Source organism: Kitasatospora sp. NPDC086801 (genome assembly GCF_044745805.1).
Taxonomy (GTDB): Bacteria; Actinomycetota; Actinomycetes; order Streptomycetales; family Streptomycetaceae; genus Kitasatospora.
On record NZ_JBIVAX010000026.1, the window covers coordinates 41,755 to 66,580 of the forward strand.

The window sequence follows — 24,826 nt, forward strand, 5'->3', positions numbered from 1 at the left end:
GGGAAGGCCCGGTCCGGCCACCCCGCGCGCTGACGGCTCAGGCCAGTCGCGCCGCCGCGTACGCCTCCATGGCAGCCCGCTGGTACGCGGCCAGGCCCGGGGTGATGGCCTCGTACGCGGCGCTCCACTGGGCGTTCTCCGTGCAGGAGCGCGCGATCGCGCGGAACTCCTCGACGGAGACCGTCCGGAGCGCGGTGAGCGGCCGGTACTCGGCGTCGATGTGGCTCTGCACGGGCTCGGCGTCCGCCGGGTGGCCGGCCGCCAGCAGCTCCGCCAGGCGGACCATCCGCGCCGTCCGTTCGCGCTGTCCGGCCTCGATGTCGGCCTGGCTCATCGCGGCGGTGGCGTGCCGCGCCGCCTCGGCGTGCTCGGGGAAGTCCCGCAGGCTCTCCTCGACATCGCCGGGCTGGATGCCCTCGAACAGGTTCTCCGGGCGGTTGATGCTGGTCATGGGTGTGCCGTCCTTCCGGGAGCGTTCCAGGTCGGCGACCGTGCGGGAGACGGTGGCGGCCAGGGTGTCCAGCCGGTCGCGCTCGGAGAGCAGCCGGTGCCGGTGGTCCCGCAGGGCCTCCAGCTCGTCCACCTGGTCGCCCAGGATCCGGGCGATCTCGGTCAGCCCGACTCCCAGCGCCCGCAGCACGAGGATCTGTTGCAGCTGGAGCAACTGCCGCTCCTCGTAGTAGCGGTGGCCGTTGGAGCCGATCCAGGCCGGGGGCAGCAGCCCGATCTCGTCGTAGTGCCGCAGGGTTCGGGCGGTCACGCCCGACATCCGGACGACTTCCGCGATCGGCCAGGCCGTTGCCATGCGCCGTCTCCCTCGTTCACGTTCGCTTGGACCAGGGCCGGTTCCTCCGGCCCTGGTCACGACGGTAGAAGCTGCCGCTGCGGCAGCTTCAAGTCCCGGGACCGGAACCAGTCGAGGGACTGCCCGTGCGGTCCGGTGAAGGCCACCGGCCGTTCGTCCAGGGCGAGCGCGAACAGCCCGGATCCGGCGGGTGCCGGGCGGGGGAGACGCCGCTCGACGGTCGGCAGCACCGAGACGGCCTCGTTGGAGATCCAGTGCCCGGGCAGGCCGCGCATGGTCACCGCGAACTCCTCGCGCGCCTCCAGGGGCAGGTAGGCGAGCACCGCGCTGTGGAACACCACCGGCGTCGCGCCGGCGGGCACCTGTGCCACCAACTCCCGTACCGTCGCGTTGAGGTCGCCGCGTACCAGGTGCGGCGGATCGGCCCGGGCGACCTGGACGGCGCCGCGCAGCCGCTCCAGCCGGTGGGTCTGCTCGGGCCAGACCAGCGACTCCAACCAGCGCATGTCCTCCTCGTCCTGGATGTCCAGCGGGTTGAGGTCGATCCCGGCGCGCCAGACCACCTCGGGCAGCCGCTCCCGCAGTGACGCCGGCAGCGGCACCGGCCCGCGCACCGCGCACTCCAGCGTCACCGGGCTCCCCTGGGCGCCGAACTCACCCGCCGGGCCGTCAACCTCGCCCGCGCCGCCCGCGCCGCCCGCGCCGCCCGAGGGCCGGTACCGGTACCGGTACCGGTCCGGGTAGAGGCAGAGCCCAGCCGAGGCCCCGACCTCGATCAGCGCGAGCGGCTGCGGCAGCGTCGCCAGCAGCGGCAGCAGGGTCGCGCACCGGCCCGCCTCGTTGGTCTGCGTCCGCCGTTGCAGCATCGTCGCCGCGACCTCGCCCCAGTGTGCCGATGTCCAGGCACGGAACGGCGGGTAGCCGGCCGTCACCGGCCCGCCGAGGTGGCGGACCGAGCCGAACAGCAGGTTCGGCTGCCGCTTCGCGGGCGGCAGTCCGTCCAGCAGCGCGCACAACTCCTCGTCCCCGGCGACGCGTTCGGCGAGGTCCTGGTAGCTCGCCGAGTTGCCGCGCGCCTCCCGTTCCGCGAACGCCCGGTAGAGGTCGCCGGTGCAGGAGCCGATGGGGTCCCCCGTGGCACTGTTCATGTTCCGTACTGCCTTTCTCTTCGACTCTCTTCAACCAAGGCGGTCGACGCCCGCTACACCTACGAGTCCGAGAAGCGCGGCGGCAGATGGCTGATCGTCGACCACCACTCCTCGCTCCCCCCCCCGGGCCGAAGGCTGAGCCGTGGCCCGGGTGAGGTGACGATCCGCGAGGCGACGGTCCGCGAGGTGGCGGTGCGCAGCGTGATCCGTCCGCCGAGCCCGCCGCCGGGCGCGCCGCCGGGCGCGTTCCTGAGGCCCCCGGCAGTGTGGGAACCCCCCGGCCTTGGGCCCTGTCCCCGGGGGCGTCAACAGCAATACACGCACGAGGGGCACCCTAGTGACCTGCGCCGACCGCTCGGACACCGCCACCGCCCGGAGGCGGTCGGGCCGGTACTACGGCTGCGCCGCCGCCCGCAGCGCGGACACCAGCGCGCCGAGCACCGGCTGTCCCCAGGCACCCTCGCGTACCGCGGCGTGCAGCGCACGGACCGGCTCCGGGCCGCGGAGCCGGCGCACGGTGACGCCCGGGTGGCGCTGGGCCAGCCCCAGGGCCGGGACCAGCGCGACGCCCAGTCCGGCCGCGACGAAGCCCTGCGCCGTCGCGTAGTCGGCGCTGTCCACCGCGACGGACGGGGCGAACCCGGCCGCGTCGCAGGCCCTGCGGACGACCTCCCGGCACGGGCCGGGCGGCTCCGCCCCCACCCAGGGCTCGTCCGCGAGCTCGGCGAGGTCCAGGACGCGCTTCGCGGCGAGCCGGTGGCCCCTGGGCAGCACCGCCCGGTACGGGTCGTCGCGCAGGTGGACCAGCCGCAGGCCCGGGTGCGCGGCGCCGTCGGACCGGACCACCACCGCGAGGTCGGCCCGGCCGTCCAGCACTTCGGTGAGCGGGTCCTCCGGGTCGGTCATGCCGAGGTCGAGCCGTACGCCCGGGTGCGTCCGGCGGAACGCTGCCACCGCCGGGGCCACCAGCGCGGCGCCGGCCGTGGCGAAGTAGCGGACGGTCAGGCTGCCGCTGCGCCCGGCCCGCAGGTCGGCCAGTGCGGCGCCGGCCTCCGCGACCTGCCGCTCGATGACCGCGGCGTGCCCGGCGAGCAGCAGTCCGGCGGCGGTCGGCCGCACGCCGCGCCCGACGCGTTCCAGCAGTGCCGTCCCGGTCTCCCGTTCCAGCGCCGCCACCTGCTGGCTGACGGCGGACGGGGTGTAGCCGAGCGCGCCGGCCGCCGCGCTCACCGAGCCGTGGTCGACCACGGCCCGCAGGACCTGCATCCGTCGGACGTCGAGCACCTCAGCCATTGAGCACCTCAGTCATGTAGCTCAGCTTAAAGGTGGTGAAGAACATTTCGCTTGTGCTACCGGATCCCGTCGCGGGACCGTCGTCGAACACCCCCGACGCCGTCGCCCCGACGCCGTCACCCCGACAACCACGACAACCACGACACCCCGACAGAAGGAGCACCGCCCGTGCTGCGGATGGCCGTTCTCGCCCTGTTCTGGGGCTCGGGCTTCCTCTGGATCCGGCTCGCGCTCCAGCACGGGCTCACCCCCGTGCAGATCACCGTGCTCCGCTCGGTCCTCGGCGCCGCCGTCCTGCTGCTGCTCGCCCGTTCCGCCCGGCAGTGCCTGCCGCGCGGCGCCGCCGTCTGGCGCCGGCTCACGCTGGCAGCGCTGCTCTGCAACGCGCTGCCGTTCCTCCTGACCGCGTACGGCGAGCGCGGCGTCGGTTCCGGCCTGGCCGGGGTGCTGCACGCGACCACCCCGCTCTGGTCCCTGCTGGTCGGCCTCGCCCTCGGCACCGAACGCGCCCGCGGTCCGCTGCGGTTGGGCGGTCTGGCGCTCGGCTTCGCGGGTGTGCTGCTGATCTTCTCCCCGTGGCGGGACGGCGGCGGCCTCCCGGTCCTGCCCGCGCTCGCCCTGCTCGGCGCGGCGGCCAGCTACGCGGTCGCCTTCGCCTACATGGCCCGCGCCCTCACCGGCACGGGAACGGCCCCGCTGGCCCTCTCCGCCGCCCAGCTCACCGCCGCGGCCGGGCTGAGCACGCTCGCGCTCCCGGTCGGCGGCTCGCTCGACCCGATCGCGGGCGCCGATCCGCTCGGACTCGTCGCCGTCGCGGTCCTCGGCGTCGCCTGCACCGGGCTCACCTTCCACCTCAACTACCGTCTCATCGCCACGGAGGGCCCCACCAGTGCGGCCACCGTCGGCTACCTGCTGCCGGTGGTCTCCACCGCGCTCGGCGCGCTCGTCCTCGGCGAGGAGCTGACAACTCGGACCGTCGCCGGAATGATCGTCGTACTCGCCGGCGTTTTCCTGACGAAACATCACCGGGGCCAGCCGGCCGACCCGGGCACGACAACCCCCACCACGGCCCAGGCCACCGCCCCCACCGCAAGCCCCACCCCCGCTTCCGCCCCCACCCCCACGCCCACCCCCACGCCCACCCCCACGCCCACCCCCACCCCCACGCCCACCCCCACCGCTTCACGCGACTGAACGGACCATGCGCCCCCACTCCCTCTGGCGAACCGCCGACTTCCGCGCCCTCTTCACCGCGACCGCCCTCGCCCAACTCGGCACCAACGTCGGCTACGTCGCCGTCCCGCTGATCGCCGTCGAGGCGTTCGACGCGGGCCCGGGGCAGGTCGGCGTCCTCGCCACTCTGAGCACCCTCGCCTTCCTGCTCATCGGCCTGCCCGCCGGCGCCTGGGTGGACCGGATGCGCCACCGCCGCGTGCTGATCGTCGCCGACCTGGTGAAGGCCGCGCTGTACGCCTCCATCCCGCTCTCCTGGTGGCTGGGCGGGCTCACTCTCTGGCAGCTGTACACGGTCGCGCTGCTCACCGGTTGCGCGACGGTCTTCTTCGACGTGGGCTCGCAGAGCGTGCTGCCCCGGTTGGTCGGCCGCGGGCACCTGGTGCAGGCGAACGCCGCCGTCGTCGGCCTGATGGCGGTCGGCAACGTCGCCGGGCGTGGCGCAGGCGGCCTGCTGGTCCAACTGCTCACCGCGCCGTTCGCGATCGTCGCGACCGCGCTCAGCCACCTCGGCTCGGCGCTGCGCCTGATCGGACTGCGTCGCACCCCCGCCCCCGAGCCGGCCGCCGACGGGGCGGGCGGAGGGCTCGGCGCGCAGATCGCCGAAGGGCTGCGGCACGTCCTCGGCAACCGGGAACTGCGCGCGCTCGCTCTCACCGCTGCCCTCGCCAACCTGGGCTTCCAGCTCGTCAACACCCTGCTCCCGGTGCTGTTCGTGCGGGAACTGCACCTTCCCGCCGGGGCGTTGGGCTTGTTCTGGGCGGTCGGCGGGGTCGGCATCCTGCTCGGCTCGCGCTGCGCCCGCCCGATCGCCGCCCGACTCGGCTACGGACGCACGCTCGGCCTGGCCGGCCTGTGCGTGGCGCCCGCCGGGCTGCTGGTACCGCTGATCGGCCACGGGCCCTGGCTGTTCGCGGCGGGGGCGGGCTGGCTGCTGGTCTCGCTCAAGACCGGGATGGACAACGTCCTCGGGGTGAGCCTGCGTCAGCGGATGACTCCGGACGCGCTCCTCGGCCGGATGAACGCCACCTTCCGCTTCCTGCTCACCGGCGCGCTCGCGATCGGCTCCGCGCTGTCCGGGCTGCTCGGCGAACTCGTCGGCCTGCGGGCCACCCTCTGGTTCGGCGGGGCCGTCCTCGCGGTGGCCTTCCTGCCGGTCTTCCTCTCCCCGATCCGCACCCGCCGCCGACTCCCTGACGCCGAAACCGAAACCGGCAACGACGCCCCCACCCAGATCCCCGCGCGGCCCCGACAGGCCTGAGGCCTACCAGCCCGGCCCGTGCCCCGGCTGCCAGTCCAGCCCCAGGTGCGGACGCGGGCGGTGGATCCGCAGCAGCGCGGTCACCGACCAGACGACCAGGGTCAGCAGGGAGTAGAACAGCAGCAGCGCCCAGAACGGGGTGGTGGACACGCTCCCGTCCTCGAACCGGCACCACGCGTCCGGCGGAAGCCAGGACGCACCCGTCTCCAGCAGCCGTCCGCCGCCGGGCACCAGACCCCGTTCGCAGCGTCCGCCGAAGTCCAGTGACCGCACGTACAGCAGCCCGTACAGCGCGCCCGCCGCCGCGAGGGACAGGGCGGCGCCGAAGGTGAGCAGCACCGCCCGCCGTCGCCTCGCCGTACGGATGTTCGTCACCGGGGCAGCGTACCGGCGCACCGTCCGGGGCACCGCCGGGATCACCCGAGCAGGCCGCCCAGGTGCGCGTCCTCGGCGAGCAGCCGCCACGAGCACCCGGGCGAGGCGAACGCCTCCGGGTCGACGGCCTCCACCAGCCGGTCCACCACGGTGCTCAGCAGCGACTGCGGGTCGAACACCGCCCAGGTGTCCCGGCCCCGTCCGTAGTCCCAGCGTTCCCACTCGGCGCGCAGCCGCTCGTACGTCCACAGCGCGTACAGCAGGGCGGACAGGTCGCGGTTGAGGTAGGCCTCCGGCTGGCCGTCGTCGTACCAGTCCGGCAGCTCCAGGCGGCCGGTGACGCCGTCCAGGGCGATCGTCAGATCCGTCGGCCAGTCGCCGAGCGCCAGGAACTCCCGCTGGTACGGGCGCTCCTCCTCGCCGTCGAAGTACTCCGGGTACGCCTGCGCCATCGTGACCAGCGGTTCCTCGCAGACTCCGAACATCGCCCCGCCCAGCGGCAGCCCGATCTCGGTCAGCAGCCGCCGGGTCGGTTCGTGCACCAGCCCGGCGGGCAGTTCCTCCGCCCGGTAGCGGTGCACCAGGCCCGCGCCGCCCTCCTCGCCCGTCAGCGTGGCGAGCTCCGCCACCAGCTCCGTGCCGACCTCGTACGCCGGCCCGCCAGGACCGCCGGGCAGCGCCCCCCAGCCCAGCGCCCGTACCAGCAGTGCCGTGCCCCAGTGCGCGGGCGGCGTCGCGGACCGCCCGAACAGTTCCGGATCGACCTGCCGCATCCGCCGTTCGGCCTCGGCCATCACCTCGGCGACCACGGCGGGGCCGCGCCGCCCGTCCAGCGCGTCCGCCTGCCGGGCCGCCGCGGCCACCGCCTCCACCTCCTGCACCAGCCCGGCCAACTCGGGCAGGCCGGAGGCCAGCAGGTCCCGCCGCAGGGCCCCTCCACCGAGGAACACCTCGCCGGTCGTCCCGTCGAGCAGCACCGGGCCGCCGGCCGCGGCGAACGGCGCGCAGTACTCCGTCTCACCCAGGACGAACAGCCGTTCCGCCTCCGGCAGCGCCGCCAACCCCCCGCCACCGAGCACCCCGAAGTCCAGGAACGCCCCCGAGAGCGGCAGCCCCTCGCGTATCAGGAACTCCCGGCTCCCCGGATGCACCACCCCACCCGGCAACCCGTCCGCCGCCACCCGCGCACACCCCACGTCCCCCATGTCCCCCACCCTCCACAGCCCCGACCCTTGACCCCCAGACCCTAGCCGCCCCGCCCGACACCGACACCGACACCGACACCGGCGCCGACACCGACACCGGCACCGGCAATGCCACCGGAGGGCCCGGCCGGACCAGCCGCGCGGGTCAGGCGAGTCCGCCGGCCTCCCGGGCGGCCTGTTCCACGCGGGCGTGGTGGGCCTGCCACCAGGCTGCGTCGCCGGGGGCGGTGTTGATCCCGTCGGGGCGCTGGCCGGTGGCGCCGTCGACGAGTTCGCGGACGAGGTCGGCGTGGCCGGCGTGGCGGTGGGTCTCGGCGATCATGTGGACGAGGACCCGGTGCAGGGTCTGTTCGGCCCGCCGGCCGAACGGTATCCGGCCGATCGCGTCCAGCGGCAGCGCCTCGATGGTGGCGTCCGTGTGCGCCCAGACCCGGCGGTAGCGCCCGGTGATCTCCTCCGTGCCCTCGTCCGCCCGCGCCCACAGGTCGGCGTTCGGCTCGGTGTCGCCGGTGAACCACAGCGGCGTCGGTTCGGGGAACGGCCGCCCGAAGGTGTCGCCGAAGTACATCGCCTCGGCCCCGGTGACGTGCTTGACCAGCCCCAGCAGGTTGGTCCCGGTCGGGGTCAGCGGGCGCCGGAGGTCGTACTCGGACAGGCCGTCGAGCTTCCACATCAGGACGTCGCGGGCGTCCTGGAGGTAGATCCGGAGGTCGGCCTTGGGGTCGGTTGCCGTCATGGCATCAGTCTGTTGATCACGTCGGGCCTGTCCACCGATTTCCGGCCCCGTCGACCGGCCCCGGTCGACCTTCGCCGGGACCGGCCGGTGCTCGACGAGGGGGCGCTACGGAGTGTGACGGGAGGGTAGGAGGATGTGGACTTGAATCTTTACGAACGAATGTTCGATCCTGGGGCTGTGTCCGTTTTCGAACCTATTTTCGATTCCATCGCCGAGCGACCGCCGCTCCGGCCGGTGGCGTCGGCCGCCGTGCCGGGGGAGGGGCGGGCCGGGCGGGGCGTGGTGCCGGTGGTGCCGGCGCTGCGCGAGGTGCTGCCGGACGGCGGGCTGCGGCGGGGGACGGCGGTGTCGGTGGCGGGCGGGGACACCGGGCTGCTGCTGGCGCTGGCGGCCGGGGTGAAGGAGACCGAGGGCGGCTGGGCGGCGGCCGTCGGGCTGCCGGACCTGGGGCTGGCCGCGGCCGAGGGGTACGGGCTGGACCTGCGGCGGCTGCTGGTCGCGGACGACCCGGGGGCGCACTGGGCCGAGGTGGTGTCGGTGCTGGCCGGCGCGGTCGAACTGGTCATGCTGCGCCCGGACGGCCCGGTGCCGCCGAAGCTGGCCGCCCGGCTGGCGGCGGTGCTGCGCCGCAGCGGCTGCGTGCTGCTGGTGGCCGGGCCGTGGCCGGGGGCGGCCCTGCGGCTGGGGGTGCGGTCCGGACGCTGGTTCGGGCTGGGGGACGGTTACGGGCAGCTCGCCGGGCGGCAGGTGGAGGTGGTGGCCGAGGGCCGTGGTTCGGCGGTGCGCGGGCGGACCGCCCGGCTCTGGCTGCCGGACGAGCACGGCGCGGTGCGGCCGGTCCTGGAGAAGCCCGTCTTGGAGCGGCCCACCCTGGAGCGACCCGCCCTGGACGGCCCCGCGCCGGTGCGGCCCGTGGCCGTCGAGCAGCCGCTCGAACGGGTAGCGGTGGTGTGAGCGATGGCGGACGACAGGACGCCGCGGGTGCTGGTGGTCTGGTGCCCGGACTGGCCGGTGGCGGCCGTCACCGGCGACGACCCGGTGGCGGTGACCGAGGGCGGGCGGATCCTCGCCTGCTCGGCGGGCGCCCGGGCGGCCGGGGTGCGGCAGGGGCAGCGGCTCAAGCTGGCCCAGCGGCTCTGCCCGGCGCTGGAGCTGCGCGACCGCGACCCCGAGGCGGAGACCCGCCGCTTCGAGCCGGTGGTCGCGGCGGTGGAGGCGTTCACACCCCGGGTGGAGGTGGTCCGCCCGGGCCTGTGCGCGATCCCGGTGAAGGGGCCGGGCCGCTACTTCGGCGGCGAGGAGGCGCTGGCGGCCAAGGTCCGGACGGCGGTGGCGGACGCGCTGGCGCGGGAGCCGGTACCGGACGCCGTCCCCGGTGCGGTCGCCGTGCCCGCCGCGCCCACCGCTTCTGCCGCGCCCACCGTTCCCCCCACCGCCCCCACCGCCCCCACCGCCCCCACCACCCCCGCCGCGACGGAGCACCCCCCGCCCCCGCCCGCCCAGGTCGGCGTCGCCGACGGCCTGTTCGCCGCCTTGCTCGCCGCCCGCGCCGGGGTGCTGGTGCCGGCCGGGCGGACGGCGGAGTTCCTCGCGCCGTACCCGGTGGGCGTGCTCGGCGACGAGGCGCTGGCGGAGGTGCTGGGGCGGCTCGGCCTGCCGACCGTCGGGGCGTTCGCCGCACTGCCGTCCGAGGCGGTCGCGGACCGCTTCGGCCCGGCCGGGGCGGTGGCGCACCGGCTGGCCCGGGGGTTGCAGCCGCGCCCGCTGGTGCCGCGCGACCAGGAGCCGGACCTCGCCGTCGAGCAGCGCTTCGACCCGCCCGAGCCGCTGGCGGAGCCGCTGGTGTTCGTCGCCCGCACGCTGGCCGAGCAGCTGCACCAGCGGCTGGCCGGGGCCGGGCTGACCTGCCGCCGGGTGGCCGTCGAGGTGGCCTGCGCGGACGGGCGGACGGCCTCGCGGCTGTGGCGGCACGAGGGCGGGCTGTCGGCGACGGCGCTGGCCGAGCGGGTCCGCTGGCAGCTCCAGGCCTGGCAGGGCGCGGGCACGTTCACCTCGCCCGGGGAGGCGCCCGACGCCGGGTTCACCCTGCTCCGCCTGGCACCCGACGGCCTCTCCCCGGACCAGGGCCGCCAGTTGGCGCTGTGGGGACAGGCGGCCGCGGACGACCGGGTGGAGCGTGCGGTGGCCCGGGTGCAGGCGGTGCTCGGACACGCCGGGCTGCGCCGGATCGAGCCGGCCGGCGGGCGCGGTCCTGGTGAGCAGGCGGTCAAGGTGCCGTGGGGTGAGCTGCACGAGGCGGCGGCGCAGGCCGGCGCGCCCTGGCCCGGGCGGCTGCCGGACGTGTGGCCGGCGGTGGTGCTGCGGGAGCCGGTGCCGGTGCGGGTGCTGGACGAGGCCGGGCTGCCGGTCACGGTGGACGGTCGGGCGGGGGTGTCGGCCCGGCCGGCCCTGGTGGTGTTCCACGAGGGCCGGGAGGGGCAGGGGCGGCAAGGGCGACAGGAACGGGTGGACGGCTGGACCGGCCCCTGGCCGGCGGTCGAGTACTGGTGGGACCAGTCGCTCGCCCGCCGCCGGGCCCGGTTCCAGGTCGTGGTGGGTGGCGGCCGGGCGCTGCTGCTCACCGTGGAGGGGGGTGCGTGGTACCTGGAGGCCGGTTACGACTGACAGCCACCGGCCCGAGGGGGGAGAGGTGACGAACCGCGAGAACGAAGGCGACCCCCGATGGACTTCACCAGCCACCCCACCCTCCCCTGGAGCGAGCTGCACCGCCGCCTGACCGGCGCCGCGCCGGACCGTACGGTCGTCCCCCTGCGCCGCCCCGTCCCCAAGGCGCCCGTCCCCAAGGCGCCCGTCCCCAAGGACAACGGTCCCAAGGACAACGGCCCCGGAGACGACGGCGGCAACGAGCCCTGGGCCGAACTGCACGTCCACTCCGCCTTCAGTTTCCTGGACGGCGCCAGCGACCCGGAGGACCTGGTCGCCGAGGCGGCCCGGCTGGGCGTGGAGACACTGGCGATCACCGACCACGACGGCCTGTACGGCGCGGTCCGGCTGGCCGAGGCGGCCCGGGGGACGGGCGTGGCCACCGCGTTCGGTGCCGAACTGACGTTCCGTCACAAAAGCGCGGAGGAAGAGCACTTGCTGGTCCTGGCCCGCGACCCGGCAGGCTACCGCCGACTGTCCGCCGCGATCGCCGCCGCCCAGCTGGCCGGCGGCGCGAAGGGCCGCCCGGCGTGCGACCTCGCGGCGCTGGCCGGGGCGCACGGCGGCCACTGGGCGGTACTCACCGGCTGCCGCCTCGGTCGCGTCCCGGCCGGCCTCAAGGACGGCACGGCAGGGCAGCAACTCCGCACCCTGACGGAGGCGTTCGGCCGCGACAACGTCCACGTGGAGCTGATCGACCAGTGGCTTCCCGGCGACGACCGGCGCAATGACGCCCTCGCCGCACTCGCCGCCGAGCAGGGACTCCCGGTGGTCGCCTCCACCAACGCCCACCACGCCGGCCCGGCCCAGGGCCGGCTGGCGCAGAGCCTGGCCGCGCTGCACGGGCGCCGCACCCTACAGGACGCGGTCGGCTGGACCCGGGCCGCGGGCACCGCGCACCTGCGCTCGGGCCGGGAGATGGCCGCCCGGCTGGCCCGTTTCCCGGGGGTGCGGCGGGCCACCGCCAAACTCGGCCGTTCCTGCGCCTTCGACTTCACCAGGCTGGACCCGGAGCTTCCGGGCTTTCCCGTCCCGGAGGGCGAGAGCGAGATCAGCCACCTGCGCGCCCTGGTCGCCGTCGGCGGTCCGGCCCGCTTCGGGCCCGGCAACGCGGCCGCCCGGCGCCAGCTCGCCCTGGAACTGGACGTCATCGAGGACCTCGACCTGGCCGGCTACTTCCTGATCGTGCACGACATCGTCGACTTCTGCCGGAGCGAGGACATCTGGTGCCAGGGCCGTGGCTCGGCCGCCAACTCGGCGGTCTGCTACGCCCTGGGGATCACCGCCGTCGACCCGGTCCACTACAAGCTGCTGTTCGAACGCTTCCTGTCCACCGCCCGGGACGGGCCGCCCGACATCGACCTGGACATCGAGAACCGCCGCCGCGAGGAGGTCATCCAGTACGTCTACCGCCGCTACGGCCGCGAGCACGCCGCGCAGGTCGCCAACGTGATCACCTACCGGCCCCGGCTGGCGATCCGCGACGCCGCCCGGGTGCTCGGCTACCCGCAGGGCCAGGTGGACGCGTTCAGTCGGCAGACCGACTTCCGCTCCGCGCCCGGCGCGGACGCCGTGATCCCCGCCGACGTGCTCTCGCTCGCCGCCCAACTCCACGGCCTGCCGCGCCACCTGGGCATCCACTCGGGCGGCATGGTGCTCACCAGGGAGCCGATCGGCGAGATCTGCCCGACCGAGTGGGCCCGGATGCCCGGGCGTTCCGTCCTCCAGTGGGACAAGGAGTCCGTCGCCGGCGCCGGGCTGGTGAAGATCGACCTGCTCGGCCTCGGCATGCTCGCCGCGCTGCACGACGCCTGCGACCTGGTCGCCGAACACCACGGTCTGCGCTACGACCTGGCCACCATCCCGGACGACGACAAGGGCGTGTACGCGATGCTGCGCCGGGCGGACACCGTCGGCGTGTTCCAGGTCGAGTCGCGGGCCCAGATGGCGACGCTGCCCCGGCTCAAGCCGGACCACTTCTACGACCTGGTGGTCGAGGTCGCGCTGATCCGGCCCGGCCCGATCCAGGGCGGCTCCGTCCACCCGTACCTGCGCCGACGGGCGGGGGCCGAACCGGCCGGCTGCCCGCACCCGCTGATGGAGAACGCCCTCGGCAAGACCCTCGGGGTGCCGCTGTTCCAGGAGCAGATGATGCAACTCGCCATCGACTGCGCCGGATTCACGCCTGCCGAGGCGGACCGGCTGCGGCAGGCGATGGGCGCCAAGCGTTCGCACGAGCGGGTCGCCCGGCTGCGTGAGCGGCTGTTGGGCGGGATGGCCGAGCGCGGCATCCCCGAGGAGGTCGCCGAGGACGTCTACGGCAAGATCGAGGCGTTCTCCAACTACGGCTTCCCGGAGAGCCACGCGATCAGTTTCGCCTACCTGGTGTACGCCAGCGCCTGGCTCAAGTACCACTTCCCGGCGGCCTTCACCTGCGCCCTGCTGGCCAACCAGCCGATGGGTTTCTACTCGCCGCTGAGCCTGGTCGCGGACGCCCGGCGGCACGGCGTGCGGGTGCGCGGGGTGGACGTGAACGCCAGCGCGCCGCGCCCCACCCTGGAGCCGCACCGGGGGTTGACGCCGGAACCGCCGTTGACCGCGGGCCGCCCGCAGCCGGCGATCCGGCTGGGACTGGAGACGGTGCGCGGCATCGGCGCCCCGCAGGCCGCGGCGATCGCGGCCGGGCAGCCGTACGCCGACCTGGAAGACTTCGCCCGTCGCACGGGCCTGCCCGCGCCGGCATTGGAGGCGCTGGCGACGGCGGGCGCCTTCGACTTCTTTGGGCTGACGAGGCGTCAGGCGCTGTGGATGGCCGGGGCGTTCGCCGGGATCTCGGCCGCGCTGATCCCAGGGACCACGCCCGGGACGGAGGCGCCGCCGCTGCCGGGTATGAGCCCGGTCGAGGAGACCATCGCCGACCTGTGGGCCACCGGAACCTCCGCCACCAGCCACCCGCTCCAGCACCTGCGCGCCCACCTGGAGCGCGGCGGCGCCCTGTCCGCCGCCGAACTGCCGGGCGTGGCAGCGGGATCGGAGGTGGTGGTCGGCGGCCTGGTCACCCACCGGCAGCGGCCGCCGACGGCCGGCGGGGTGCTCTTCCTCAGCCTGGAGGACGAGACCGGCCTGATCAACGTGATCTGCAACCGTCCGGTCTGGGAGTCCCAGCGCCGCACCGCCCTCGACCGGGCCGGCCTGCTGGTCCACGGCCGCATCGAGCGCGACCGCGGCGCCACCAACCTGATCGCCACCCGGCTCACCCCGCTGCGGATCGGGCTCTGAGCGGGGCGGGACGCGGGACGCGGGGCGAGATGCGGGGCGGGACACGGGTCGGGACACGGGTCGGGACACGGGTCGGGGCACGGGGTGGGGAGCGGGGTGGGACGCAGGCCGGGCCGCCCGGTGCCGGCAGGGCGACGTCCTCCCGGCCCGCCGCCCGCACCACGGACATGACGGTCAGTCAGGCTCAGGCGGGAGTCCGCCCCTTGCCCGGGGCTCCGGCGAAGACCTGGGCGATGGGGAGCCAGGCGGTCGCGGTGGGGCCGGTGGCGGTGAGGGCGAGGTCGTCGCGGTGGCGGCGCTGGGTCACCAGGAGGCAGAAGTCCAGGGCCGGGCCGGTCACCCGGTCCGCGGCGCCGTCCGGGCCGAAGGTCCACAAGCCGCCGTCGGGCGCGGTCAGTTCGAGCCGGACGGGGTGCTCCGGGGCGGGCAGCCCGTGCAGGGTGAACGCGAAGCCGAGGGTGCGCAGCCCCAGGTGGGCGATGTGCCGCAGCCGGGCGGTGGGCTCGCGGTCGGCGCCGAGCGTGTCGGCGACGTCCTGGCCGTGCGCCCAGGTCTCCATCAGCCGGGCGGTCGCCATCGAGGCGGGCTTCATCGGCGGGCCGAACCACGGCAGCCGGGTGCCGGCCGGGACGGCGGCCAGTGCGGCCGACACCTCCTCCCGGCCGGCGCGCCAGCGGGCGAGCAGGTCCGCCGGCGCGGCGGCCGCACCGCTCGCCGCGCCCTCCTCCACCGGGTCGACGCCGCCGGCCGGCGGCGCGCCGAAGCACTCGTCGAGCTTGGCGGCGAAGCCGTCCGCGTCGCGCGCGGCCAGCGCCGTCCAGTCGTCGGTCCAGGCCAGGTGGGCGATCTGGTGCGCGATCGTCCAGCCCTCGGCGGGCGTCGGGCGGGCCCAGCCGGCCGGGTCCAGCCCGGCCACCAGGGCGTCCAGCGCCGCGCTTTCGGCCCGCAGGTCGTCCAGCAGTGCGGCCAGGACGTCCGTCGCGGGCGTCGTCGGGGTGTTCGGGTCCGTCATCGGTTTCCCTCCTTCCGGTTCCGGCGCACTACCCGCCGGTCATCCACGGCCGCACCCTACGCCCGGCCCGGCCGTCGTGCCCGCCACTGTGCCGAAGACGCGGGAACGCGCACGCCGGCACTCTCGCCAGCGGGCGTGCCGCGTGTGACAATCTCGCGATGACAAGGGCGAAGACGGGTCCTGGGGCCGCGGACACCCTCACCACCCCCGCGCACCCGGACGACCCCGGGCTCGCCGCCCGCGCCGCCGAGTTGGTGCGGGACGCCGTGCTCGGTGACCTCGCGCGGCGGGTGGTGGCCGAGTGCGGGGCCGACGTCGGACTGGTCGGCGTGCCGGAGCCGCCGTCCGGGCACCGGGGGCGCGACGCGGGCATGGTGCTGCGCCACTGGGCCGGCACCCGGGCCGACCTGCTGCACGACCGGGCCGTCCCGACCGGTACCGGCCTGGGCGGGCGGGCGCTGGCCGAGCGGGCGCCCAGCTGGGTGCCCGACTACCGTGCCGCCACCACCATCTCGCACGACCACGACGCCGCCGTCGGCGCCGAGGACCTGTACGCGATGCTCACCGTGCCGCTGCTGCACGGCGACACCGTGTACGGCGTGGTGTACGCGTCGATGCGCGCCGTCGTCCCGTTCGGGGACGTGCGGATCGCCGCCGTCGGCGAACTGGCCGCGACCGCGACCCGGGCCCTGGCCGGGGCGGCCGCCTGGCAGGCCGCGCCGCCCCGACGGGCCGCCCCCGTACGGCCGTTGACCCCGCGCGAGCACGAGGTGCTGCGCTGGGCGGCGACCGGCCGGACCAATCCGGAGATCGCCGCCCGGCTGGGCCTGACCTGCAACACCGTGACGGGCTACCTGAAGTCCGCGATGCACAAGCTCGGTGTTCGCAACCGCACCGAACTCGCCCTGGCGGCACGCGAGTCCGGCCTGGTCGACCGGTGAGCGCGCCCGGTCGGCCGGTGGCGGGCCTCAGCCGACCTGCCGCTCCCGCCCCGCCCAGTACGGCTCGCGCAGCCGGAACTTCTGCAGCTTCCCGGTGGCGGTCCGCGGCAGGGCCGCCCGGAACTCCACCGAGGTGGGCGCCTTGTAGCCGGCCAGCCGCTGCTTGCAGTGCGCGATCAGCTCGGCCTCGGTGACGGCCTCCCGGCCCTCCCGGAGGACCACCAGCGCCTTGACGGTCTCGCCCCACCTCTCGTGCGGCACTCCGATCACCGCGGCCTCGGCGACCGCCGGGTGGCCGTACAGGCAGTCCTCCACCTCGATCGAGGAGACGTTCTCCCCGCCGCTGATGATGACGTCCTTCTTCCGGTCCGAGATGGTCAGTTGGCCGTCGTCGAGAACGCCGCCGTCGCCGGTGTGGAACCAGCCGTCCCGCAGGGCTTCGGCGGTGGCCTCGGGCTGCTGCCAGTAGCCGTCCAGCACGGTGTTGGAGCGCACCAGGACCTCGCCGGAGGCGTCGACCCGCAGCCGGGTGCCGAGCGCCGGGGCGCCCGCCTGCACCAGCTTCTCGGCCCGTTCGGCGGCGGGCAGGGCGTCCCACTCGGCGCGCGAGCGGTTGACCGTGACCACCGGGGAGGTCTCGGTCAGGCCGTAGAGCTGCATGAACTCCCAGCCCAGCTCGGACTCGACCTGCTGCACCACCGAGGTCGGCGGCGGCGCGCCGGCCACCACGATCCGCACCCGGTCGCGGCCCGGCACCGGGCCGTCCCATTCGGCCGCCGCGTCCAGCACCATCTGGACCACGGCGGGCGCGCCGCTGAGGAAGGTCACCCCGTGCCGCTCGACCCGGCGCAGGATCTCCGCGCCGTCCACCTTGCGCAGCACGATGTGCCGGGCGCCGAGCCCGGTGAGGGCGAACGGCAGGCCCCAGCCGTTGGCGTGGAACATCGGCAGGGTGTGCAGGTAGACGTCCCGGTCGCCGGCGCCGTAGTGCAGGCCCATCAGCACCGCGTTCAGCCAGAGGTTGCGGTGGGTGAGCTGAACGCCCTTGGGGCGGGCGGTGGTTCCGCTGGTGTAGTTGATCGTGGCGGTGTCGTTCTCGGCGATCTCGTACCGCCGGGGGGAGTTGTCGAAGTCGTGGAGCAGCGCGTCGCTGTCCGCGCCGAGTACGAACTTGTGCTTGGCCACCACCCCGCTCAGCGGGTCGGCGAGTTCGGGGTCGACCAGCAGGACGGACGCGCCGCTCTGCTCGACGATGTACGCCACCTCCTCGGCCTTCAGCCGGAAGTTCACCGGGACCAGCACCCGCCCGTACCCGCTCACCCCGAACAGGGAGGTCAGCAGCCGGGCCGAGTTGTGCGACACGACGGCGACCCGTTCGCCCGGCCCGACGCCCAGCCGGTCCAGCCCGGCGGCCTGCGCCCGGGCCAGTTCGGCGACCCGGCGGTAGCTCAGCTCGCCCCAGGATTCGGCCGGTTGCACCGGCTCGTCGACGATGCCGACCCGGTCGCCGTAGACCAGCTCGGCCCGGTCGAGGAAGTCCGTCACGGAGAGTGGAATCTGCATGCGCCCACTGTCCTCTCCCGCCCGCCTGCCGGGTACCCCCGATCGGGGGTGTCACCTGCGGGAGGGAACCCCCGACCCGACACCCCCGGCCCCCGACCCGACACCCCCGGCCGTCACCCCGGCGGCCGCCAGCGCCGCGACCAGCCGGTCCCGGACCTCGCTCTGGGCGGAGATCCGGCGCTCCAGGACGGCCAGCCGCTCCCGGGCGATCCGCAGCACCTGCGGGGACGGCGGGCTCGCCAACACGTCCCCGTCCAGGCACTCCAGCAGCGGCCGGAGGTCCTCCAGGGTGAGCCCGGCGGCCACCAGCGCGCGGATGTTGCGCACCCGCACCGCCGCCGACCCCGGGTACTGCCGGTACCCGTTGGCGGCCCGCTCGGAGGTGAGCAGCCCGGCCTGCTCGTAGTGCCGCAGCGCCCGGACCGTCGCGCCCGTCGCCCGCGCCAGCTCACCGATCCGCACCCGTCCGCCCCCGCCCCACGCCTTGCCCCATGCCCCGCCGCGTGCCCCGCCGCGTGCCCCGCTCCACGGCCCGTCCTGCCTGCCTGCCTGCCCGCCCTGCCCGTCCGGCTCAGCCCACGACGGCGCCCCCGTCCACCGGGAAGACTACTCCGGTGACGAACGAGGCCTGCGGCGAAGCCAGTTGCACGATCGCCCAGGCGACCTCCGCCGGTCGGCCGATCCGGCCCAGCGGGGTGTGCTCGATCTGCCACTTCCGGATGCCCGCCCGCTGTTCGGGGCTGTATCCGGAGTGGTCGCCGATCGGCGTGTCGATCGCCCCGGGCGCCACCGCCACCACCCGTACGCCGCGCGGTGCCAGCTCGACCGCCCAACTGCGGGTCACCGTCTCCAGCGCGGCCTTGCTCGCCGCGTACACCGAGTTGGTGGGCCAACCCCGCTGCGCGACCGCCGTACTGACGTTGACGACCACCCCCCGGCTCTCCGTCAGCGCGGCCAGCGCGGCCTGGCCGAGCAGCACCGGCGCGACCAGGTTGGTGGCCAGCAGCGACGCGACGCCCTCCCGGTCGTAGCCGCCCAGGCCCTGCCCGCTGTGCACGATCCCCGCGTTGTTGACCAGCACGTCCAACCGCCCGTACCGCTCCAGCGCCTCCCGGACGATGCGCTCCGGCGCGCCCGGCCCGGTGACGTCCGCGACCAGCGGCACGATCCGCCCCGGGGCCGCGTCCGCCGTCTCCGCCAGCGGCGCGGCCCGCCGCCCGACCGCCACCACCCGCACCTGCGGCCCCTGCGCCGCGAACGCCCGCGCGGTTTCCCGCCCGATCCCCGTCCCGGCCCCGGTGACCACCACGATCCGCTGCTGTTCCGCCTCGACACTGTCCATGCCGCCACCCTCCGACCCTGCCGCCAGCGTCAGGGTCAAGCGGCACGCCGGAAGGAGCCCGGAAGGTGCGCAGTGGAAGGAGCGGATTCCGCATGCTGAGCCCGTCGCGAACAGGCGGGCGACCGATGCGGCGGGTCGGCCGGCCACCTGCTAGGAAGATCGCGGCGAACGACCAAGCACCCACGGGGAGAAGCACCATGAGCGACGAACGACGAAGCACCCGCTACGAGGCCGTCGGCCTCCGCCGGGGCGGGGAGGGACTGCGGTGACCGCCGCCGTCACCGCGCACCCGAGGGCCGACGGCCTGCTGCTGCGCCCCTTCGAGGACACGGACGCGCCGGCCCTGATCGAGGCGTACCGGGACGAGACGCTGCGCCGCTTCACCCGCACCCCGGTGGGGAACGCCGAGGAGGCCGCGCACTGGCTCGGGCTGCAGTACCGGGGCCGGGCGGAGGGCCGCCGGTACAGCTTCGCGGTGCTGGAGCCCGGCACGGGCGAACTGCTCGGCAACGTCGCGCTCAAGCGCGGTACCCCGGGCGGGGAGGCGGCCGAGGTGGGCTACTGGACGGCGGCCGCGGCCCGCGGCCGGGGAGTGGCCCCGCGCGCGGTGGTGGCGCTCACCGTCTGGGCCTTCGAGGCGCTCGCCGACGACGGCCTGGCCCGGATCGACCTGCTGCACCAGGTGGACAACCCGGCCTCCTGCCGGGTCGCGGAGAAGAGCGGCTACGCCTTCCAGGAGGTGCTGGCGGCGCTCCCGCCGGAGTTTCCGGTGGACGGTCACCGGCACTCCAGGAAAAGGCTGGACGGATCCGAACGCGGCAGGTCAGAGTAGCCGGATGGGATCTCTGGTACGACACGTGACGATCGACTGCGCAGACCCGCACGGCCTCGCGCAGTTCTGGGCCCAGGCACTGGACGGCGCCCTGGGCGAGGACGACAACCCGGGTGACGAGGAGGCGGTGGTGGAGTCCGCCGGCGTCTCACTGCTGTTCATCCGGGTGCCCGACGGCAAGTCGGTGAAGAACCGGGTCCACCTCGACCTCCAGCCGCAGGACCGCAGCCGGGACGAGGAGGTGGAGCGCCTGGTCGCGCTGGGCGCGACGGTGCTCGGGGACCACCGCACCCCGGACGGCAAGGGCTGGGTCACCCTGGGCGACCTTGAGGGCAACGAGTTGTGCGTCGAGCGCAGCCAGGCCGAGCGCAGCCAGGCCGAGCGCATCGCCACCGGCGACGCCTGAGCCACCGGTCGTGTTGCCGCCGCCGGCATGACCGGCCGCGGCCGAGTCACCGCCGACGCCCGGTCACACCGGCCATGTGCCCACGGCCGCCCGCCAGGTCCACGAGGACTTGCGCGGGCGGCCGTTCAGTTCGCCCCGCCCGGTGCACCAGAGCAGCACCTCCGCCGCCGGGGCGTCGGGCTCGTCCGGGGCGTGCGGGAAGAGGCGGTCGAGGACGAGGGCGCAGAGGTCGGCGGGGGGCTGCCAGGGCAGGCCGAGGCCGAGGGCGATGTCGTGGGTGTGCAGGAGGGTCTCGGCGACGCCCATCGCGGCGAAGCCGGGCGGGTCGCAGGGGCCGTGGTGGTAGGCGCGCAGCTCGGGCGGGGCGGCGTCGAGGGCGGTGGCGAGCAGGTGCCCGGCGGCGGTGACGACGGTCAGCACCTGGGCGGGGCCGGCGTCGGGGCGGACGACGAGGTCGAGCGGCAGGTACCGGTCGGTGGGGCGGGCGGCGAGCTGGCCGGCGTAGGCGAGCAGGTCGTGGGCGAGGTGGGCGGCGGTCTCGCGGCAGTTCCACTCCAGCGGGCCGGCCGGGGCGTTCCAGTCGCGGTCCTCGGCGTGCGGGGCGAGCACTCGCAGGGCGGTGTCCAGGGCGCTTCGAACCGCGTCGCTGTTGCGCACGATCACTCCTTCGGTCGTCGGAAGACCGTCACACGATAGGCCGACGCCCCGGGCCGGCGCAGCGGAACCGTCCGATAATCGACCCTGTCTGACGCCACGTCGCGGCGACCTCCTCCGCCCCCACCCGAGAGACAGGCAGGTACCCCATGGCCAGAATCGCCGTGATCGGCGCCAACGGCACCATCGGCAGCGCCGTCGTCGCGGAGGCGGTCGCGCGCGGGCACGAAGTCACCGCGGTGGTCCGCGACCCGGACCGCTACCAGGGTGAGGCGGCCTTCGTCGAACGCGCGGACGTCCTGGACCCGGCCCAGGTGGCCCGGGTGGCGGCCGGCCAGGACGTCCTGGTGAGCGCGGTCGGCGGCGGCGACGGCCAGGGCCACGTGGCGCTGATCGAGCCGGCCGCCCGTTCGCTGGTGGAGGGCCTGCGCTCGCTCGGCGGCGCCGCGCCCCGGCTGATCGCGGTCGGCGGCGCGGGCAGCCTGGAGACCGCGCCGGGGGTGCGGGCCTGGGACACCCCGGGGCTGCCGAAGCCGGCGCTGGAGATCATGCACGCGCACGGCGCGGCGCTGGACTACTACCGGGCGGTCTCCGACGTCCGCTGGACGGTGCTCAGCCCGGCCGCCGAACTCGGCCCGGGGGAGCGGACCGGCCGCTACCAGACGGGTCTGGAGCAGCTGCTCACGGACGCCGCCGGGCACAGCCGGATCTCGGTGCCGGACTACGCGGTCGCCCTGGTCGACGAGGCCGAGCAGCCCGAGCACATCGGCGAGCGCTTCACCTGCTGCGCGCTGTAGCCGCTGGCCGGGCGCGGGAGCCCGCAACCGCGGCGCCCGGTCAGCCCAGCTGGATCGACCGTTTGGCGAGCCCCATCCAGAACCCGTCGATGACGCTGTGCTGGCTGCCGAGGTCGGCCTCGCCGGCGCCGAGGGTGACGAACAGCGGGGCGAAGTGCTCGGTGCGCGGGTGGGCGAGCCGCCCGGCAGGGGCCTTGTGCTCGAAGTCGAGCAGCGCGTCCAGGTCGTGGGCGTCCAGGGCGCGTCGGCCCCAGTCGTCGAACTCGGCCATCACCGAGCTGATCCGGCCGTCGTTGCTGAGCGCCCGCAGGTTGTGGGTGAAGAAGCCGCTGCCGACGATCAGCACGCCCTCGTCGCGCAGCGGGGCGAGCCGGCGGCCGATCTCCAACAGCCGCTGCGGGTCGAGCGTGGGCATGGAGATCTGGAGGACGGGGATGTCGGCCTCCGGGAACATCTCCACCAGCGGGACGTACGCGCCGTGGTCGAGCCCGCGGTCGGGGATGTCCTGGACGGGCGTGCCGGGGGCGCGCAGCAGCTTGCGGACGCGGTCGGCGAGCGCCGGCGCGCCGGGGGCGGCGTACTGGACCCGGTAGTAGTGCTCGGGGAAGCCCCAGAAGTCGTACACCAGCGGCACGGTGGTGACGGCGCCGAGGGCGAGCGGCGCCTCCTCCCAGTGGGCGGAGACCATCAGGACGGCCTTGGGCCGGGGCAGGTCGGCGGACCAGGCGGCCAGTTCACCGGGCCAGACCGGGTCGTCGGCGAGCGGCGGCGCGCCGTGCGAGAGGTACAGGGCGGGCATACGCTCGGGGGCCGCGGTGCTCATGGCGTCCTCCTCCGGGTCGAACGGAACGGGGGCTCACAACGAGTAGTTCAAATTTGAACCTCTCCCCGTCGACCGACCGTACACCTTCGTTCGAATTTGAACAACAGGAGTAGGCTTCACCACATGTCCACACTGAACGAGCCCCGCTGGCTGGACCAGGACGAGATGGCCGCCTGGCGGGGTTTCGTCGTCGCGAGCAACCTGCTCAACCGCCGACTGGAGCGCCAGCTCAAGGAGGACTCCGGCCTCTCGCACCAGCAGTACGAGATCCTGGTGCACCTGTCCGCCGCCCCGGCCCACGCGCTGCGGATGACCGAACTCGCCGACAAGCTGGTCACCTCCAAGAGCGGCCTCACCTACCAGGTCACCCAGTTGGAGCGGATGGGCCTGGTCGCCCGCCGCTCCTGTCCCAGCGACGTGCGCGGCGTCATCGCCGAACTCACCGACCAGGGGCGGGAGGCACTGCGGCAGGCCGCACCCGGGCACGTCACCCTGGTCCGCGAGCTGCTGATCGACGTGCTCACCCGCGAACAGCTGGCCGTGCTCGCCGAAAGCCTCGGCGAGGTCAGCGCCCGGCTGCGCCTCGACGACACGCCCTGAAACCCTGAAACCCCTGAGCCTCGGGGCCTGAAACCCCTGAGCCCTGAAGCCCTGAAGCCCTGAGCCCCGAAGCCTCAGGCCGCTCAGCCAGCCCCCAGCGCCGCCGCCCGCCCCCGCAGCAGCTCGCGCTCCCGCTCGTTGCGGGTCAGCTCCGCCGCCCGCTCGAACTCCGCCCGGGCCTCCGCCGCCCGCCCGAGCCGGGCCAGCAGATCGCCCCGCACGCTCGGCAGCAGGTGGTACCCGCGCAGCGCCGGCTCGGCCGCCAGCGCGTCCACCAGTTCCAGCGCGGCCGCCGGGCCCTGCGCCATCGAGACGGCCACCGCCCGGTTCAGCGCCACGACCGGGGACGGCGTCAGCACCAGCAGCCGCCCGTAGAGCGCGGCGATCGTCGCCCAGTCCGTGTCCTGGTAGCGCGCCGCCTTGGCGTGGCAGGCGGCGATCGCGGCCTGCACCGCGTACGGCCCGGTGCCGGCCCGCTCCAGCGCGTCGAAGCCGCGCCGGATGAGCAGCCCGTCCCAGCGGGCGCGGTTCTGTTCCGCCAGCAGGACGGGCCGGCCGTCGGGCCCCGTCCGGGCGGCCGTCCGCGAGGCCTGGAACTCCAGCAGCGCGACCAGCCCGTGCACCTCCGGCTCGGCGGGCATCAGCCCGGCCAGCACCCGGGCCAGCCGCAGCGCGTCCTCGCACAGCTGCGGGCGCAGCAGGTCGTCCCCGGCGGTGGCCGAGTAGCCCTCGTTGAAGACCAGGTAGAGGACCTCCAGCACCGAGGAGAGCCGTTCCGTGCGGTCCTCCCCGTACGGCACCTCGAACGGCACCCGGGCCTTGGCCAGCGCCCGCTTGGCCCGGACGATCCGTTGCGCCACGGTCGGTTCGGGCGCCAGGAACGCCCGGGCGATCTCCGGGGTGGTCAGCCCGCCGAGCAGCCGCAGGGTGAGCGCGATCCGGGCCTCCGGGGACAGCACCGGGTGGCAGGAGGTGAAGATCAGCCGCAGCAGGTCGTCGTCGATGCCGTCCGGTTCGGCCGGCTCCGGGGGCGGGACGTCCTCCAACGACCGCCCCACCTCGGCGAGTTTGCGGGCGTACACCTCCCGGCGGCGCACCAGGTCGATCGCCCGGCGCTTGGCGGTGGCCGTCAGCCAGGCGCCCGGATTGTCCGGGATCCCCGACTGCGGCCACTGCTCCAGCGCGGCCACCAGGGCGTCCTGCGCCAGTTCCTCGGCGATGCCCACGTCCCGCACGATCCGGGCGACCCCGGCGATGATCCGCGCGGACTCGATCCTGAAGACCGTCTCGACGGCGACCGCCGCGTCCCTCTCCGTCACGGCCACCCATCAGAGCAGCCGGCGGAGAGGGAGGCAAACGCTGCCACGGCCACGGTCGTGGCTACGGCTGCGGCTGCGGCATCTCCTCGATCTGCCGGACCTCCGACTCGACCGTCCAACTCGCCGGGTGGCTGCTCAGGAAGCGGCGGGTCCACTCCAGGGCCTCCGCCTTGTCCTTGCACTGCAGGATGGCGTAGCCGCCGACGACCTCCTTGGTCTCGGTGAACGGCCCGTCGGTGTAGCCGATCTTCCCGTTGCTCCAGGTGACCCGGGTGCCCTGGGCGGTCGGGGTCAGCCCGGAGGTCTCCAGCATCACCCCGGCCTTGGTGATCTCCTCGAACAGCGCCCCCATCCGCTTCTCGAAGTCCGGGTCGGGTTCGAACCCGGCGGCGGCCTGCTCGTCGATGCGGATCAGTGACATGAAGCGCGGCATGGTGGCTCCTCGGTCGGACGGGCGGGGCTTCTCCCCGCCTCTCACCCGTGCGTCGAACGGGCCGGC

At 75.1% G+C, this 24,826-nt stretch carries 24 protein-coding genes; 10 read left to right on the forward strand and 14 right to left on the reverse strand.

Annotation, left to right across the window (positions count from 1 at the left end; all coding sequences use genetic code 11):
• Nucleotides 1-37 precede the first annotated feature (37 nt).
• The 3 genes from ACIPLC_RS24675 to ACIPLC_RS24685 form a co-directional block, all read right to left on the reverse strand.
• On the reverse strand, nucleotides 38-805 hold the full coding sequence (locus ACIPLC_RS24675; protein WP_400475181.1) for a MerR family transcriptional regulator: 768 nt from the start codon (nucleotides 803-805) through the stop codon (nucleotides 38-40).
• A 56-nt stretch (nucleotides 806-861) separates the two neighbouring features.
• Nucleotides 862-1,953 (reverse strand): DUF2332 domain-containing protein, encoded by a 1,092-nt coding sequence (locus tag ACIPLC_RS24680; RefSeq protein WP_400475182.1) that lies wholly within the window; start codon nucleotides 1,951-1,953, stop codon nucleotides 862-864.
• Nucleotides 1,954-2,346: 393 nt separating this feature from the next.
• On the reverse strand, nucleotides 2,347-3,219 hold the full coding sequence (locus tag ACIPLC_RS24685; protein ID WP_400475244.1) for a LysR family transcriptional regulator: 873 nt from the start codon (nucleotides 3,217-3,219) through the stop codon (nucleotides 2,347-2,349).
• Nucleotides 3,220-3,423: 204 nt separating this feature from the next.
• On the opposite strand from ACIPLC_RS24685, the gene ACIPLC_RS24690 reads away from it, so the two are divergent.
• On the forward strand, nucleotides 3,424-4,440 hold the full coding sequence (locus tag ACIPLC_RS24690) for a DMT family transporter (protein ID WP_400475245.1): 1,017 nt from the start codon (nucleotides 3,424-3,426) through the stop codon (nucleotides 4,438-4,440).
• Nucleotides 4,441-4,447: 7 nt separating this feature from the next.
• A complete protein-coding gene (locus ACIPLC_RS24695; protein ID WP_400475183.1) occupies nucleotides 4,448-5,740 on the forward strand; it encodes an MFS transporter in 1,293 nt (430 codons plus the stop codon).
• A gap of 3 nt (nucleotides 5,741-5,743) precedes the next feature.
• On the opposite strand, the gene ACIPLC_RS24700 is transcribed toward ACIPLC_RS24695, so the two are convergent.
• From ACIPLC_RS24700 to ACIPLC_RS24710, 3 genes are all read right to left on the reverse strand, one after another.
• The gene (locus ACIPLC_RS24700; protein ID WP_400475184.1) at nucleotides 5,744-6,115 is read right to left on the reverse strand and encodes a hypothetical protein; all 372 of its coding nucleotides are present in this window, start codon (nucleotides 6,113-6,115) and stop codon (nucleotides 5,744-5,746) included.
• A gap of 41 nt (nucleotides 6,116-6,156) precedes the next feature.
• Nucleotides 6,157-7,320 (reverse strand): SUKH-4 family immunity protein, encoded by a 1,164-nt coding sequence (locus tag ACIPLC_RS24705; protein WP_400475185.1) that lies wholly within the window; start codon nucleotides 7,318-7,320, stop codon nucleotides 6,157-6,159.
• A gap of 145 nt (nucleotides 7,321-7,465) precedes the next feature.
• Nucleotides 7,466-8,056 (reverse strand): DinB family protein, encoded by a 591-nt coding sequence (locus tag ACIPLC_RS24710; RefSeq protein WP_400475186.1) that lies wholly within the window; start codon nucleotides 8,054-8,056, stop codon nucleotides 7,466-7,468.
• 234 nt (nucleotides 8,057-8,290) lie between these two features.
• Here ACIPLC_RS24710 and ACIPLC_RS24715 point away from each other — a divergent pair, with 234 nt between their 5' ends.
• The 3 genes from ACIPLC_RS24715 to ACIPLC_RS24725 are packed head-to-tail and all read left to right on the forward strand — an operon-like array spanning nucleotide 8,291 to nucleotide 14,038.
• Nucleotides 8,291-9,010 carry a hypothetical protein gene (locus ACIPLC_RS24715; protein ID WP_400475187.1) on the forward strand — a complete coding sequence of 240 codons (720 nt, stop codon included), beginning with the start codon at nucleotides 8,291-8,293 and terminating at the stop codon, nucleotides 9,008-9,010.
• A 3-nt stretch (nucleotides 9,011-9,013) separates the two neighbouring features.
• Nucleotides 9,014-10,720: a DNA polymerase Y family protein gene (locus ACIPLC_RS24720; RefSeq protein WP_400475188.1), complete on the forward strand. Its 1,707-nt coding sequence runs from the start codon at nucleotides 9,014-9,016 to the stop codon at nucleotides 10,718-10,720.
• Between the two features lie 57 nt (nucleotides 10,721-10,777).
• Complete coding sequence (locus ACIPLC_RS24725) at nucleotides 10,778-14,038, forward strand: error-prone DNA polymerase (RefSeq protein ID WP_400475189.1); 3,261 nt, start codon at nucleotides 10,778-10,780, stop codon at nucleotides 14,036-14,038.
• Nucleotides 14,039-14,222: 184 nt separating this feature from the next.
• On the opposite strand, the gene ACIPLC_RS24730 is transcribed toward ACIPLC_RS24725, so the two are convergent.
• Nucleotides 14,223-15,050, reverse strand: a complete 828-nt coding sequence (locus ACIPLC_RS24730; RefSeq protein WP_400475190.1) for a TIGR03084 family metal-binding protein — start codon at nucleotides 15,048-15,050, stop codon at nucleotides 14,223-14,225.
• 158 nt (nucleotides 15,051-15,208) lie between these two features.
• Here ACIPLC_RS24730 and ACIPLC_RS24735 point away from each other — a divergent pair, with 158 nt between their 5' ends.
• The gene (locus ACIPLC_RS24735) at nucleotides 15,209-15,991 is read left to right on the forward strand and encodes a LuxR C-terminal-related transcriptional regulator (RefSeq protein WP_400475191.1); all 783 of its coding nucleotides are present in this window, start codon (nucleotides 15,209-15,211) and stop codon (nucleotides 15,989-15,991) included.
• Between the two features lie 27 nt (nucleotides 15,992-16,018).
• Here ACIPLC_RS24735 and ACIPLC_RS24740 read toward each other — a convergent pair whose 3' ends face one another.
• The 3 genes from ACIPLC_RS24740 to ACIPLC_RS24750 form a co-directional block, all read right to left on the reverse strand.
• Entirely contained in the window at nucleotides 16,019-17,554 is a 1,536-nt protein-coding gene (locus ACIPLC_RS24740; RefSeq protein ID WP_400475192.1) for an AMP-binding protein, read from the reverse strand.
• Nucleotides 17,555-17,605: 51 nt separating this feature from the next.
• Nucleotides 17,606-18,016, reverse strand: a complete 411-nt coding sequence (locus ACIPLC_RS24745; protein WP_400475193.1) for a MerR family transcriptional regulator — start codon at nucleotides 18,014-18,016, stop codon at nucleotides 17,606-17,608.
• A gap of 109 nt (nucleotides 18,017-18,125) precedes the next feature.
• The gene (locus ACIPLC_RS24750; RefSeq protein ID WP_400475194.1) at nucleotides 18,126-18,896 is read right to left on the reverse strand and encodes an SDR family NAD(P)-dependent oxidoreductase; all 771 of its coding nucleotides are present in this window, start codon (nucleotides 18,894-18,896) and stop codon (nucleotides 18,126-18,128) included.
• Nucleotides 18,897-19,161: 265 nt separating this feature from the next.
• Between ACIPLC_RS24750 and ACIPLC_RS24755 the strand changes: the two genes are divergently transcribed.
• Nucleotides 19,162-19,728: a GNAT family N-acetyltransferase gene (locus ACIPLC_RS24755; RefSeq protein ID WP_400475195.1), complete on the forward strand. Its 567-nt coding sequence runs from the start codon at nucleotides 19,162-19,164 to the stop codon at nucleotides 19,726-19,728.
• 4 nt (nucleotides 19,729-19,732) lie between these two features.
• On the forward strand, nucleotides 19,733-20,134 hold the full coding sequence (locus tag ACIPLC_RS24760; protein WP_400475196.1) for a VOC family protein: 402 nt from the start codon (nucleotides 19,733-19,735) through the stop codon (nucleotides 20,132-20,134).
• Nucleotides 20,135-20,197: 63 nt separating this feature from the next.
• On the opposite strand, the gene ACIPLC_RS24765 is transcribed toward ACIPLC_RS24760, so the two are convergent.
• Nucleotides 20,198-20,791, reverse strand: coding sequence for a maleylpyruvate isomerase N-terminal domain-containing protein (locus ACIPLC_RS24765; protein WP_400475197.1), 594 nt, complete (start codon nucleotides 20,789-20,791; stop codon nucleotides 20,198-20,200).
• Nucleotides 20,792-20,937: 146 nt separating this feature from the next.
• Here ACIPLC_RS24765 and ACIPLC_RS24770 point away from each other — a divergent pair, with 146 nt between their 5' ends.
• Nucleotides 20,938-21,585 (forward strand): NAD(P)-dependent oxidoreductase, encoded by a 648-nt coding sequence (locus tag ACIPLC_RS24770; RefSeq protein WP_400475198.1) that lies wholly within the window; start codon nucleotides 20,938-20,940, stop codon nucleotides 21,583-21,585.
• Between the two features lie 40 nt (nucleotides 21,586-21,625).
• Here ACIPLC_RS24770 and ACIPLC_RS24775 read toward each other — a convergent pair whose 3' ends face one another.
• On the reverse strand, nucleotides 21,626-22,408 hold the full coding sequence (locus ACIPLC_RS24775) for a dioxygenase (protein ID WP_400475199.1): 783 nt from the start codon (nucleotides 22,406-22,408) through the stop codon (nucleotides 21,626-21,628).
• Nucleotides 22,409-22,540: 132 nt separating this feature from the next.
• Between ACIPLC_RS24775 and ACIPLC_RS24780 the strand changes: the two genes are divergently transcribed.
• Nucleotides 22,541-23,008 (forward strand): MarR family winged helix-turn-helix transcriptional regulator, encoded by a 468-nt coding sequence (locus ACIPLC_RS24780; RefSeq protein ID WP_400475246.1) that lies wholly within the window; start codon nucleotides 22,541-22,543, stop codon nucleotides 23,006-23,008.
• An 83-nt stretch (nucleotides 23,009-23,091) separates the two neighbouring features.
• Here ACIPLC_RS24780 and ACIPLC_RS24785 read toward each other — a convergent pair whose 3' ends face one another.
• Both ACIPLC_RS24785 and ACIPLC_RS24790 read right to left on the reverse strand, forming a co-directional pair.
• Nucleotides 23,092-24,327: an RNA polymerase sigma factor gene (locus ACIPLC_RS24785; protein WP_400475200.1), complete on the reverse strand. Its 1,236-nt coding sequence runs from the start codon at nucleotides 24,325-24,327 to the stop codon at nucleotides 23,092-23,094.
• 61 nt (nucleotides 24,328-24,388) lie between these two features.
• Nucleotides 24,389-24,760 (reverse strand): YciI family protein, encoded by a 372-nt coding sequence (locus ACIPLC_RS24790; RefSeq protein ID WP_400475201.1) that lies wholly within the window; start codon nucleotides 24,758-24,760, stop codon nucleotides 24,389-24,391.
• Between the last annotated feature and the right edge of the window lie 66 nt (nucleotides 24,761-24,826).